At 54.9% G+C, this 11,989-nt stretch carries 14 protein-coding genes; 9 read left to right on the top strand and 5 right to left on the bottom strand.

The features are described from left to right. Positions 1-77: 77 nt before the first annotated feature. The 4 genes from ACHWUQ_RS19910 to ACHWUQ_RS19925 form a co-directional block, all read right to left on the bottom strand. Complete coding sequence (locus ACHWUQ_RS19910; RefSeq protein WP_394682214.1) at positions 78-1,181, bottom strand: phage capsid protein; 1,104 nt, start codon at positions 1,179-1,181, stop codon at positions 78-80. Positions 1,182-1,331: 150 nt separating this feature from the next. Continuing rightward, positions 1,332-2,396, bottom strand: coding sequence for a YqaJ viral recombinase family protein (locus ACHWUQ_RS19915; RefSeq protein ID WP_394682215.1), 1,065 nt, complete (start codon positions 2,394-2,396; stop codon positions 1,332-1,334). A 195-nt stretch (positions 2,397-2,591) separates the two neighbouring features. Next, on the bottom strand, positions 2,592-3,584 hold the full coding sequence (locus ACHWUQ_RS19920) for a DUF932 domain-containing protein (protein WP_394682216.1): 993 nt from the start codon (positions 3,582-3,584) through the stop codon (positions 2,592-2,594). An 18-nt stretch (positions 3,585-3,602) separates the two neighbouring features. Beyond that, on the bottom strand, positions 3,603-3,926 hold the full coding sequence (locus ACHWUQ_RS19925; RefSeq protein ID WP_394682217.1) for a hypothetical protein: 324 nt from the start codon (positions 3,924-3,926) through the stop codon (positions 3,603-3,605). Positions 3,927-4,598: 672 nt separating this feature from the next. Here ACHWUQ_RS19925 and ACHWUQ_RS19930 point away from each other — a divergent pair. The 4 genes from ACHWUQ_RS19930 to ACHWUQ_RS19945 are packed head-to-tail and all read left to right on the top strand — an operon-like array spanning position 4,599 to position 6,259. Further along, positions 4,599-5,126 carry a TM2 domain-containing protein gene (locus ACHWUQ_RS19930; protein ID WP_394682218.1) on the top strand — a complete coding sequence of 176 codons (528 nt, stop codon included), beginning with the start codon at positions 4,599-4,601 and terminating at the stop codon, positions 5,124-5,126. A gap of 12 nt (positions 5,127-5,138) precedes the next feature. After that, complete coding sequence (locus ACHWUQ_RS19935) at positions 5,139-5,492, top strand: hypothetical protein (RefSeq protein ID WP_394682219.1); 354 nt, start codon at positions 5,139-5,141, stop codon at positions 5,490-5,492. Between the two features lie 2 nt (positions 5,493-5,494). Further along, a complete protein-coding gene (locus tag ACHWUQ_RS19940) occupies positions 5,495-5,671 on the top strand; it encodes a hypothetical protein (RefSeq protein WP_394682220.1) in 177 nt (58 codons plus the stop codon). A 36-nt stretch (positions 5,672-5,707) separates the two neighbouring features. Continuing rightward, entirely contained in the window at positions 5,708-6,259 is a 552-nt protein-coding gene (locus ACHWUQ_RS19945; RefSeq protein ID WP_394682221.1) for a hypothetical protein, read from the top strand. 263 nt (positions 6,260-6,522) lie between these two features. Here the strand turns inward: ACHWUQ_RS19945 and ACHWUQ_RS19950 are convergent, their stop codons facing one another. Next, positions 6,523-6,774: a helix-turn-helix domain-containing protein gene (locus ACHWUQ_RS19950; RefSeq protein WP_394682222.1), complete on the bottom strand. Its 252-nt coding sequence runs from the start codon at positions 6,772-6,774 to the stop codon at positions 6,523-6,525. 164 nt (positions 6,775-6,938) lie between these two features. On the opposite strand from ACHWUQ_RS19950, the gene ACHWUQ_RS19955 reads away from it, so the two are divergent. The 5 genes from ACHWUQ_RS19955 (at position 6,939) to ACHWUQ_RS19975 (ending at position 11,435) form a co-directional block, all read left to right on the top strand. Beyond that, positions 6,939-7,874 (top strand): helix-turn-helix transcriptional regulator, encoded by a 936-nt coding sequence (locus ACHWUQ_RS19955; protein WP_394682223.1) that lies wholly within the window; start codon positions 6,939-6,941, stop codon positions 7,872-7,874. 24 nt (positions 7,875-7,898) lie between these two features. After that, a complete protein-coding gene (locus tag ACHWUQ_RS19960; RefSeq protein ID WP_394682224.1) occupies positions 7,899-8,213 on the top strand; it encodes an SHOCT domain-containing protein in 315 nt (104 codons plus the stop codon). Between the two features lie 148 nt (positions 8,214-8,361). Then, positions 8,362-9,462 carry a chemotaxis protein gene (locus ACHWUQ_RS19965; RefSeq protein WP_394682225.1) on the top strand — a complete coding sequence of 367 codons (1,101 nt, stop codon included), beginning with the start codon at positions 8,362-8,364 and terminating at the stop codon, positions 9,460-9,462. Between the two features lie 57 nt (positions 9,463-9,519). Further along, complete coding sequence (locus ACHWUQ_RS19970) at positions 9,520-11,151, top strand: hypothetical protein (protein WP_394682226.1); 1,632 nt, start codon at positions 9,520-9,522, stop codon at positions 11,149-11,151. Then, entirely contained in the window at positions 11,148-11,435 is a 288-nt protein-coding gene (locus tag ACHWUQ_RS19975) for a YkgJ family cysteine cluster protein (RefSeq protein ID WP_394682227.1), read from the top strand. The genes ACHWUQ_RS19970 and ACHWUQ_RS19975 overlap by 4 nt, the downstream gene beginning before the upstream one ends. Positions 11,436-11,989: the final 554 nt, after the last annotated feature.

The raw sequence follows: 11,989 nt of genomic DNA on the forward strand, positions 1-11,989 counted from the left end.
CCCAGATGCTGTTAAACCGTAGCCCTGCCATATAGCGGTGCTGCAGCTGAAAGCTCGCTGCAGAGTCAGCGCCTGCATCAGTGATCGTTTGAATGACCATCACTATCTCCTTGTGCCCCACCTTCATTGCGTGGATAGAACTCCTGCAGCACGTCGCCCACTTCTTCTGCCGTTTCCTCAAAGAGGCCTTGCGCATATCCCTTGCGGGCTGCGGTATCCAGCGCTGCTTGGTTCAGGCCTGCGCGCTGCGCGCGCTCTGCCACTTCCCGCGCTTGTGCCACAGCGGCCTCCAACCCCATGCCCTCCCGCACACACAGATCCACGTAGTAGATCGCTGTACGGTGGGACTGTGTCGTGGACTTACCTCTGAGGCGCAGCTCCAGGGGTAAGTAGGCCAGCAGCCCGCCAGAGAATGCTTGCAGATACTGCATGCGAGCCATCAAGGTTCGGACGGTGTTGACGCCGGTGGTACGCAAGACGAAGGTACTGCAGTCATCACTGGGATAGTCAACATGGTCAATGCGCACATGGAAGCGCCCAAACAGCTTGCAGTTTCCCTCCATTCCTAGCGCGCAATGGTCGGGTCCTGGACAAGGGTGAGATTCCATCACGCCCTGTTTGGCCCGCTTGCAACTCTCGCCATCCCCTACACAAATGGGCCGCGCTGTCGCCCGGTCAAACATGGTGTACGACGCACGCAGATTTAAGCTTGGGTCATTGAACAAGAGCCGCACCGGAATGCTGCGCAGCTTGGGAGCGGGCAATGCCGCGTTAGCTGGCTCAACTGAAGGGATGGATCCGGGACCAGAGCCAGCCCCCGCTGCGGGATGTGCTGCAGCGGCTGCAGCAGCTGCAGATGCACCCTGCTCTTTGGCGCGTCTTGCCATCTTGCTTTGCAATGTCGGTTTGGGGCACGGTCTGCTTTTGGCTTCGTGCTCCTGCATGCCTTGCTGCGCCGCAGCCTCTGCCGCTGGAAGATCAGTGCGACTTGTACGTTGAGCCAGCTGCCCGCGCAATAGCCCATCGATGGGATGCAGCACCCAGCCGGCGCGATTTTGCACCTGGGTCGTGATGGTGAATTCATCATCCTTCTCGGGCAAGCGTTTGCCATTGCGTTCAACCATTTTGCCGATGGCAATCCGCCCCAGAACGGGCGGAGTCATCATCAGTCCATGAATCATGGTGTTCTCCTGTCATAAAAGAACAGCCCCTGCTAGATAACAGGGGCCGTAGAGTCGCGGGTGCGTTTGCTGGAGGTGTGTGCAAGATCACGTAGAGGACCATTGCTGATCGCTCACAACATCTCTTGCATCTCGTTAGTCGCCGCGCTCTCATGCCCCGGCGGTCTGCACCAGAAAGCGCCTGGAGCCAGGCTTTCGCTGCATGTAACTGGCAGCGAGGTGGGGATGGTCTTGCTGGAAGCGCGTAGCGTCAAAACTCTGGCCATCCTTGCTGCGTTTCCAGCTGATGGATCCGCTGCTAAAGCTCGCGCGTGACGCAGTCCCCATGCGCTGCTGGATCTGGTGCTTGAGCAGTGCCTCTTGCGCCTCCCAGTCACTCATCCATTGCCGGATTTCAACAAGCTGATTGAATGCATGAATTGCCGGAATATCCTCCGACAAGTCCACTGTTTCTCCGCTGTCCTGTGGGTAGAGACACCGCAGCGCTGTATCTGCGCTTTCAGAGGCATCAGCGGGCGGCTCTTCGCCCCTGTGGACCCAGCCCCAGAATTGCTCCTCCAGCGCAATGAGCTGCGCGATCATGGTCTCATCGCGCTCGATGCGGTGGACCTGCAACTCCTGACCGCCAATCAATACCGCGACGTCTGCAGCTTGTTTGCCCGTGACAGCCAGCTGGTGCATGACCTGCAGCTGGACATATTCCGGCACACCATCCCTCCAGAGCTTTGCGCCGTTGATGCCAGCCGTTTTGCACTCCAGGATCTGGACATCTGAAGCACCAACCACTTCGCGGTCAATATTGGCCAGCATCCAAGGAATGCGTGGATGGCCGAGCACGGCATTGACACGGCGCACGCGGTTCCCAGTGCGCTTGGTGTAGTGGGCGGCAACGATGGGTTCGAGCAAGGTGCCCCAGTACATGGGTGATGTCTCATCGTGGGGATCCACGGCAGGCAGCATTTCCGCCTTGCCAGTCTTGTGCATCCACAACTCGAGCTGAGACTGGTAGGGGTTGAGGCCCACTGCTGCAGCAGCGTCTGAGCTGCCGATACCCTGACGCCGGACGTCAAGCCAGGTCTCCCTGGGCATGTTTCGGGTGGACACGAGTCGCAAGGCTGGGCGGTTTGATCCATGGCCTGCGCCAGGATTGCGTTCAGGGGGATTCACAGGATCAAGCGGCTGGCCCTGTCCAGCGGGAAGAGAAGTGATTGGCATAAGAGTGCTCCATTTCCAAACATTCCCGCCAATGCACAGAAGCCCTCACCGCAATGGCGAGGGCTTCTGTGCTTGGTGCGCGGGAAGAAATTGCTGATGGTGGATGAAAAGAACTGGCAAAAGGCTGAGGTGGATGCTGAGAGTAAGGTTCTGAGCAGTGCGTCAGCCCTCGACCTGGTAGTCTCCAAAAATCCATCAAGCCACCAATTGCAGCGCGTGCTCCAATGCGCGCAGCTTGATCGCAGCGCCCTGGCCAAACCATGCACTATCGAGGCGGTTGTCCTGGCTGCGTGCGCGCCGCTCGTGATCGACATACTCGGTGATTGAACACAGTAGGCCCCAAGCAGTACCTTGGGCTGCAGACTTGGTGGCGCCCCTGCCATGGCCGTCGTAAAGCATTTGCGCCTTTTGCAAGGCACGCTCGTTGGTGAGGCCACCCTTCCCTTTGACGAGCGACGCAGATTTGTCTGAATCGCACAGCACCTTGAGGAAGAAGTTCATGGACTCATGGCTCTTGACCTTGCGCTCTGCCAGAGTGCGAATCTGGTAGATGAAGCTGTCCCACTGACCCACCGCAATACCCAACTGGCGTTTAACGGCCTGGGCATCGAAGCTGGTAGAGTGCGGCACCTTCACAGCATTCACACCGCCTTGCAGTGCAATGGCTAAGGTGTTGTTGCAGACCACACGCACCGTGGTGGGCATGGCGACCGTTGCCAAAGTACCATCGCAGGAAGTTGCCAAAAGCAGATAGCCATTGACCTGGTCATCGCCTTTGAGAGCGACTGACTTGCCAGTCCTGGCCAGTGCCCAGAACTTGCGCCCAGCCTTGAGTACGCCTGCTGTTTCGAGCTCATACCCCGCGACCTCGGTGAGATCGCGGTAGAACTCCAGCACATCGCGCGGCTGGACCACCTGGTACCGGTTGCTGACTACCGACAACGGTGCCTTGGTATCGCTGCGGTAGAGCACCTTTTGCTCTGGGTATTCCATGGGTTCGCCATACAAGGATGACGCCGCATCCTGGCCTTCAGTGGCCAGATAACGAACAGGCGTCTCCAGGATCTGCCACTGCATGCCAGCAGCTTGCGCCCAAACTTCGAGAGGCTGCTTTTGCGGGAGAGCGTGGCCCAGTTGGTGCCAAGGGGTTTGGCCGGTATAGGCCATGGTTTCGATGAGGTGGGACATGGTGGCTGACTCCTTGGTTTAAGCACGAAATGAGTGGTTGCAGTCGAGGCATTGGTGGTTCTCGAGATAGATCTCATCAACCTTCTCGCCAACGCTTCCGCCGATCTCTCGGCCGATGGCGGCACCTGCAACGATGCCTACGATGCCGCCTACAGCGGTGCCAAACACCGTGCCAGCCGGGCCAGCAACAAGTCCTACGCGCGCACCAAGTGCAGCGCCCTGTACTGCATTGGCGAAGCCCGCCGCAGTGCCTGCGATGGCGCCCACGTTCTGGCCAACTTTCTTAGCGGTGGATTTGGTTCGTGTAGAGATGGAATGGCAATGGGGACATCGGATAGTCATGAATGCTCCAGGCATAAAAAAGCGCCCCTGACAGGAAGTCAAGGGCGCTAAAGGGCAGAAGAAATGAGGATGGATGTAGGGGTAAGATCAAGGAGATCTGTTCTTGTATCTTGACAAGGATATATGACTGAGAATTTTTTGGATTCTGATCGTTGAAATCTCAGGCTTCGGGCAAACGCATGCACTCTTGCTTGATTCGCAGTCTAAGTTTTCGTCCACCCCTCCGAACTGCCAAGAACGAGTCATTACTGTTCATTCTTACCCTGGCCACCGACGCTTGCTGTAGTGTGCACTTGAGATTTCCACCCTGCATTTAATGCGCAGGTTGCCACGGCTAAACGTCAACATAATGGGTACATATTATCGAGCACTGTGAACTTGACGTGTCAAGTTAGCCTTGGTAAATACTACCAATTCGGCCTAATCACTCAGAACCTCGAAACTCAAAGTCTCGTCATCCATGAGTGGGCTCTGCAAGTCGCCCACAACGGCAAAGTACTCGAAATCAAAATTTGCTCCAGCCGATCTCGCTCAGCGACACACACTGTCGCACCCTCTTTTTACAGTCCTCTCAACAGCATAGTTTGACCGCAGCGCACTTCTTAGTCGATAGCTGCCCTTGCCTGCTGTTTCCGCCTTGCAAAGGCGGCCATCTACTATCAAGGAGGACTCATGAGAGGACAAATTCTCGTTTTCAACGAGCATAAGCAGACCGGCGTCATCGCCGCAGAAAACAGCCAACGGCTGATGTTTCCTATCAGCAATTGGCAGGATGTCGTACCGCCCGAAGCAGGCATGGCCGTTGAGTTCACCCTCAACCAGAATGGAGAACCCCAGCAGATCCAACTGGCCCTGCCGCAGCCGACAAATACTTACTCTGCTCAGCCCAAGCTAAAAGCGCAGCACCCCAAGCGTAAGCCCGTGCTCACCTTGTGGGCCCTGTTTGTCGGTTGCCTGGGCGCTCATCGCTTCTACATGGGAGCTTGGGGCTGGGGTCTGGCACAGGCGCTGGGAGTACTTATTCTTTCTGCCATCTTCGGCGCCATCCACCCGTCGCTCGGTGCTTTGCCTTACCTCGCCGTACTGGTGCTGACCTGGGTCGAAGTAGTTCGCTACATCTGGATGAGCGATGCGGCGTTCGAAACCAAACTACAGGCCTACCAAGCCAAGCGCCCCGGAGCCTTTGGATTCTTCTGGTAAGCAGAGCGGCCCATGCAGAAGCCTCCCAACCCGCCACATCAGGAGTTACCGCATTCCGGCCTAGGGATTGCTTCATTTGCCGTCAGCCTGGCTGGGAGCCTGGGGATGTTTGGCCTGGTCGTTGCGGCAACAGTCGCCGACGCCACGCAGCCCGGCAGTCTGGACACCGACACCTTGCTGGCCGGCATGATCGGCTTGCTCATGCTGATGACCGCATTGGCCCAGGTGGTCGCGTTGGGCTTAGGCATTGCCAGCCTGACGCGAGTCGGGTGCAGCAAAGTCTTTGGTGTTCTGGGCACAGTATTTGCATCCACATCCCTGCTCTGCACCCTGCTGATTTTCGTCGGTGCAGCCTTGGAAACTTGACCATGCACTTCTCTTACCCCGCTTTGTGGCGCATCGCTGCCACTCTGCTCAAACTGTTGGTATACGCCGTGGGATCTACCTCAACCCGTGCCGAGGACCTGGAAGGCCTGCTCGAACGTGGCGCCCGCTATTCGGTGCTGTCGTTTGGCAGCCGAGGATCAGGCGACCTGATCGGCTAAGCCTTTGCCAACGACTCGTTAGCAGGCAGTGTCATTATGACCAACTGTTTGCCGGACCTGCGCTGCATCGCTGAAGGCACCATTACTAAGGAACCAACTGATCGACGTACGCAAGAGCTGGAGTTCGAGCAGACGCCCGCGGGCTGGTGGCACGTCGTACGTGCACGCAACGCCTATATGCAGCCCGGCCTGCCGATGGACGAATGCGAATTAACAACCCGCCTGGGCCTCCTGAGAGTCAACGACAAACAACAGCTACTGTTCAACGGCCGCCCTGCAATGGCTGGCAATCACCGCCAACAGACAATTGCCAGACCAGAATCGCCCCCCGCAATGTCCGATGCGTCTTCCACAAGGGCACGTCTGCAGGCCTGGGGGTCAGACTTCTCGAGCCGTTGGCGCAACCAGCTGTTGGCAGTACTAGGGCAGAGCGGCCCCGACGATGCTCCCGTCACTGCACCTATGCAAGCCATGCCTGCCACACAGGCCCACAGCACGGCCGAAGCCATACAAGAGAACACTCCCCTGAGCATCGTGGCTCACTTGGAAATTAAAGACCGCGAGATGGAGCTGCTGCAGAATACTTGAGGCACCGCTTGGCCAGCCCTCTATGTGTTCCGCCCCCATCTCGGCGCTAGGTATTGCTGTCACCGCGGATTTCGGCACCTAATCGGACGTTGCGGCGAGTACGTATCTGCCCCACAACCCTGGTGCAGCGCTCGAACCCATGGTCACTATGACCAGCATTCTCGGCTCATCCGAGTCACACAAGCACAAAAGCATGCACTGATGCGAGCACACCGCTATGTTTTACGCAAAGGGCAGGCGCAAGAGATGAGTAGCGGCTTCCCTCAGTCCTGAGCCACTTTCTGTCGCTGCATGCGCCGATCCACATCGATCAGCACATCGGCGGCTTTCACATCCAGTGCCGCACACAGCCGCATCAGCATGCGCACGCTGGGGCTGTTGCGGCCCAGTTCGATAAGGGACAGGTAGTTGCGGTCCATCTGTACACGTAGCGCCAGCTCCGCCTGGCTCCAGCCGCGCTCGGTACGCAGCTTACGCAGCGCCTGTCCCAATGCCTGATCGACCACATGTTCCATGTCTCAAGAGTGCGACAGGCTGCGCCGAAGAATTCAGCATATATACTGCAAAATAAGAGATTCAAATTATTGCAACTATTTCTTTTCTGTTTCCCCTTCATTGAGACACAACCTGTCGGAGCCGATTCGTAAACTGCTTGTCAACGTCTCACAAACCACAACCGATGAAGCACCGTTCCTCTCCAGCGCCACGGCCAAAAACTGAAAAACTCGCCTGGCGCCTCAGTCACATCATTGCCCGACTGCACCAAGGCGATGTCATCGACAAACATCTATTGGCACGCGAGTTCGGCGTGGACGTCCGTACCATCGAACGCGATTTAAACGAACGCTTGGATGGCATCGCTGAACGCAATAAGGAAGGGCAGTGGCAGCTCACCCACAGCGCGCGCAGCACCATCCCAGCCAACCGGCTCACTGACTACGCCCGTTTAGCGGGCACGGATAAGCTCTTTCCAAATGCCAGCCTGAGCTATCTACTGGATCAACTCAGCCGTCCCAATACGCCGCACCCCTTGCATGTACAGCCCTTGCCAGCCGAAGACCTGAGCGCTCATCGCGCAGTCTTCGAGCAACTGGAAGTGGCCGTTCAGGCGCGCCATTCCTGCGCCTTTACCTACAAAGGCAAGGCTAGGCAAGTGGAGCCTTACCGGTTGATCTACAAGACTGGGGTTTGGTATCTGGCTGCGACCGAGACAGGTCGGCTTAAGAATTTCAGCGTGGCCCTGATCGAGTCATTACAGGTAGATAAAGGCAGCCGCTTTATCCCGATCAAGAAGCACCAAGACTACATCAATACCAAGGATGATGTGTGGTTTACCGAAGAAACCACCGAGGTGCTGCTTCGCGTGAGTTCCGAGGCTGCTCACTACTTCGCCCGCCGCCCACTGCTTCCTCAGCAGCAGCAACGCGCGGACAGCGATGGTTCATTACTGGTTACCGCCCACATTAACCACCCGCAGCAGTTGCTTCCCATCGTGCGCCATTGGTTGCCACACGTCCGCATCGTGCAACCCATGGCTTGGCATGAGACGCTGGTTGCAGGGCTGCAACAAGCCTTGACGCAATGGGGTGAAAGCACAAGCCCCCATGTGGCCTAACCATTCAACTAATCCAGAGCGCATATGGCATTTCTCATCTTTGGACTGATCGGGCTATTCCTGGTTTGCTGCCTGTTCTACGGCATTTATTCCGGCGTCGGAGCCATCGTGCGCGGCACCAATCGGTCACCCGCCGCGCTATGGCAGTCCCCACGGCCCAGCAAGCATGCGATACCGGCCGATGTGCTTCGGGCATCGCCACATCTCTTCCCCGTCGACGAGCTCAAGGCGCTCTTCGAGTTGCATCAAAAAGGCGCCTTGACACGCGAAGAGTTTGAGCTGATGAAAAAGCACATTGTTTCTGATGCTTCTCATTCGCACGGAAAGTGGACGAGCTAATAGCACACACGTCGCAGCGCACTTAAAGCTGGAATTTCAAGAATCAATAAAAGTTGCATAAGAGCGAAAAGCTGCTACTAGCCCACTCTGACGATACTTCTCTTTTCCCATTTTTTCGCCACTCTCCATCAACAGAAAGGTTCAAGCCATGCCACTTCCACTCATCATCGGCGCAGCCGCCCTAGCAGCTGCAGCGTACGGCGGCAAAAAAGGCTATGACGGCTATCAGAAACATTCCGAAGCCGACGAAATCGTCAAAAATGCTAAAGACCGCTATGCTAGAAAAAGAGCAGAGTTTGATAAGCAAGAGAGTGACACCCAATATGCGCTCAAATGGCTGGGCGAGCTTGAGCTTCAAATCGGCAAGAGCTTTGGCGATTTCAAAACCCTAGCCGATGCCTTACTCAGCAAGCTGAACACGAATCGTCAGGACAAGCTGGAAATTCACATTCCTCAGCATAAGCTGCAAAAAATTGAAGGCTACAGCTATTCCGCTATTGGTGTTCTTGGCAGCATGGCAGGTGCTGGAGCAGCCGGCGCCGCGGCCGGCTTCGCGGTTTACGGTGGTGTGATGGCACTCGGAGCTGCCTCAACCGGCACGGCCATCTCGTCCTTGGCAGGAGTGGCCGCAACCAACGCTACGCTGGCTGCTCTCGGAGGTGGATCTCTCGCAGCTGGAGGCCTTGGTATGGCTGGCGGCACAGCCATTCTTGGAGCTGCCGTTGCAGCTCCCGTATTGGCTATTGCAGGTTGGGCTTATGACAGCCATGGCGAAGAAGCGCTAAAAAATGCACGCAACGCCAGTGATCAAGTGACCAACGCCGTCAGCAAATTGAGCGCAGCCGAGGAATCCCTTAACAATACGGAGGAATGTGCACGCAAGGTCAGGCGCGGGCTGACATCTATCTATGCACAGTTCAATGGCTACTTCGACAATCTCAAGCAGCTCAATTGCTTCATCGAAGACCTCAAGGGACGCAATGTCGATGTCGACGCCGAAATCAACAAACTAGGAGATTCCATTCTCCAGATTATTGAAAACGGCTACGCACTTGCCGCCATTTTGACCGATGTCATCACCACACCTCTTTTCAAGTTGAAGGAAGTCAATGGCACTGTGGTCAGGGACGAGAACGGCGTTCCAGAAATGGCTAAGGATAGCGACGGCTCCATGATCTTGAACGTCGACGCGGTGGACAAAGCGCTAAGCCAAGCAGACACAGACGCACAAAAATTCGCGAGCGTTTGATTTTCAATAGAAAGGGGAGTTCCAAATATCCCCTTACCTAACCTTCTAGACACCATCATGCAAGCAACTGCCATAGACTTTCCTTGGGCTACCGAGCTGGAAAAAAGCGTCATTCATGCGCTCACCACCAGTTTCGGATTGGATTTTTTGCTATTCAAAGACAAGGATGGAGGTGACGTCAATACCATTCACAACGCCCGGAATGGCGTTTATGCAACTTCAGAGGAGCATGAACGCTTCCAGCAAAAAGAAGCATACGACAGAAAAAAATCGAACTTTGATAAGCATGAAAATTTCATCGCAAAAGGCAGAGAAGACAAAGCTCTACAAGAAATAGGAATTCTACAGGATGGATATACAGGAAAAATAATAGCCAATAAGAAAGGCATTCGCCACCTGGATCATGTGATTTCTGCGAAGGAAATCTATAACGATGCAGGTCGCGTATTGGCAGATTTAGATGCTGTAAACTTGGCAAGCCATGGGAGCAATTTTCAATCGACCCACGCGAGCATCAACACCTCTAAAAGCGATCTTTCGGTAGAGGACTTCCTTAGCAAGCTTCCCGAAAGAATTGAACGAGCTGAAGAGGGATTGGCGGCTGATCAAAAGCGTCTCGCGTTTATGCCACGAGATACGCCTCAACAGAGACACGAGGCGCAAGGCCTTGAGGATTCGATAAGAAAGAACGATGAAAAGATCAAGGCGCTTAAATCCGTCGATCCAGCATCTATGAGAAAAAAGGACCAAGCGGCCAGAAAAGAGTACAATAGTCAAATTAATCAAAAATATTACACCAGCAGTAAATTCTTGGGATCGGCACTTCAAGAAGCTGGCACCGCAGGAATAAAAATGGGCGTCCGGCAGATGCTCGGTCTTATCTATGCAGAACTTTGGTTCGAGCTGCGCGCAAAAATTCCTGAAATCGTGGACCGTTCGCGGAAGAGCTTCTCACTTGATGGCTTCCTTATCGACATCAAAGCAATGCTAGAAAGTTTATGGAATCGCATTCAAGCGCGTTTCCGTAGTTTCTTGACTACATTCAAGGATGGCATTTTTTCTGGCATCTTGGCCAGCGCCACAACCACTGTATTCAATATTTTTGCTACCACCAGCAAAAGTGCGGTAAAAATTATCCGTGAGATGTGGGGACAATTAGTCAAGGCGTTCAAAATACTAGCCTTCAATCCAGACAACCTGTCTGCGATTGAGCTTACCAAGGCTGTGTTACAGATTCTCTCGGCTGGTGTGGCGACCATTATCGGCTCGCTGATCTATGCAGAGCTGGTACCTTTGCTGCAATTCCCATTTGGCAACGATATCGCAGCGTTCCTCGGTGCGTTGACCACGGGCCTCATCATAGTGGGGTTGCAGTACGTACTGTTGTACAGTCCCATGATGCAGAAGCTGTGGTCTGTTGTAGATAACAGTACGTATGTCTATACGGTTCGTGAGTTTCAGGCCATCAATGCCGAGTTGGACCGATACCTGGGCGAACTCGCACGCATTGAATTCAATCTAAATGCAGAGGAGCTTACACAATTTGCACAGGAGCTGGGTACCTGCAACGACGAAATCGAACGGGGACTGATCTTAAGGGAAGAAGTGGCCAAGCGAGGTATTAAGTTACCATTCGAAATGGGCCAGTCGGTGAGCACTCGCAAGTGGCTGGGATCGCTCGCTAAGTGATTCCCGAATTTCCGTGTACCCAGTGCGGCCTGTGCTGCCAGCATGTGCACTTGAGCCATGCAACCCAGTTTCTGGACAGCGGCGATGGAACATGTAGGCACTACGATAGCTTGAGCAAAGGGTGCTCCATTTATGCCGAACGCCCGGACATTTGCCGGGTGGATCGGCAGTACGTATTGCACTACGTGCAGCAATACAGTTGGAAAGAATTTGTAGACTTGAATCTACAGGTGTGCCGTCACCTTCAGTCGACTCAGATAGTTAGCAGTACCCGAGACTTATAGCGGCCCCTCCGGCAACAGGTTGTCATCCCTGCAGTCCTACATGTTTTGTGCTCTTACGCACGTAATCGCTACAAAAGAAAAAAGCACACCAGTAGGCGATTGCCCCATGGTGTGTTGCTATCGAGATCTTACGCCCATGACAATGGCCGCCCGTGAGCATGTATTGAAACCGCACTCGGACAAATCATTCCTTCAAGTACTCAAATAAAACACAGCCGGGTAGGCCACGTTTCTTATCCACGAAGATCGTCCAAAAACTCTGACGCGGGGGCGGCGCTCGTTACAAGCAGCCTATCCCGCGCCCGTGTGCAGGCCACGTGCAAGAGGTTGCGTTCGGTGTTGTAGACATTCTTCAATGTCGGCATCGTCCGTGATTGCCTCGACGCGTTCCTGCAATGGAATCACCTCGTCATTGAAGGCCATCACAACCACCGCACGGAACTCCAACCCTTTTGCCAGGTGCATGGTGCAGACACTGGCTTGTCCATTTGTTGTCTCCACATACTCGTCAAGTACGCTGAACGGAATGTCTGCCGCTATGACGGCTGCCACCG

The sequence above is a fragment of the uncultured Comamonas sp. genome (assembly GCF_964277875.1).
GTDB lineage: Bacteria > Pseudomonadota > Gammaproteobacteria > Burkholderiales > Burkholderiaceae_C > Comamonas > Comamonas sediminis.

Bases quoted from the DNA above. Each gene is read 5' to 3' on its own strand.
- ACHWUQ_RS19910 (WP_394682214.1), bottom strand. From the start codon at position 1,181: ATGATTCATGGACTGATGATGACTCCGCCCGTTCTGGGGCGGATTGCC.
- ACHWUQ_RS19915 (WP_394682215.1), bottom strand. From the start codon at position 2,396: ATGCCAATCACTTCTCTTCCCGCTGGACAGGGCCAGCCGCTTGATCCT.
- ACHWUQ_RS19920 (WP_394682216.1), bottom strand. From the start codon at position 3,584: ATGTCCCACCTCATCGAAACCATGGCCTATACCGGCCAAACCCCTTGG.
- ACHWUQ_RS19925 (WP_394682217.1), bottom strand. From the start codon at position 3,926: ATGACTATCCGATGTCCCCATTGCCATTCCATCTCTACACGAACCAAA.
- ACHWUQ_RS19930 (WP_394682218.1), top strand. From the start codon at position 4,599: ATGAGAGGACAAATTCTCGTTTTCAACGAGCATAAGCAGACCGGCGTC.
- ACHWUQ_RS19935 (WP_394682219.1), top strand. From the start codon at position 5,139: ATGCAGAAGCCTCCCAACCCGCCACATCAGGAGTTACCGCATTCCGGC.
- ACHWUQ_RS19940 (WP_394682220.1), top strand. From the start codon at position 5,495: ATGCACTTCTCTTACCCCGCTTTGTGGCGCATCGCTGCCACTCTGCTC.
- ACHWUQ_RS19945 (WP_394682221.1), top strand. From the start codon at position 5,708: ATGACCAACTGTTTGCCGGACCTGCGCTGCATCGCTGAAGGCACCATT.
- ACHWUQ_RS19950 (WP_394682222.1), bottom strand. From the start codon at position 6,774: ATGGAACATGTGGTCGATCAGGCATTGGGACAGGCGCTGCGTAAGCTG.
- ACHWUQ_RS19955 (WP_394682223.1), top strand. From the start codon at position 6,939: ATGAAGCACCGTTCCTCTCCAGCGCCACGGCCAAAAACTGAAAAACTC.
- ACHWUQ_RS19960 (WP_394682224.1), top strand. From the start codon at position 7,899: ATGGCATTTCTCATCTTTGGACTGATCGGGCTATTCCTGGTTTGCTGC.
- ACHWUQ_RS19965 (WP_394682225.1), top strand. From the start codon at position 8,362: ATGCCACTTCCACTCATCATCGGCGCAGCCGCCCTAGCAGCTGCAGCG.
- ACHWUQ_RS19970 (WP_394682226.1), top strand. From the start codon at position 9,520: ATGCAAGCAACTGCCATAGACTTTCCTTGGGCTACCGAGCTGGAAAAA.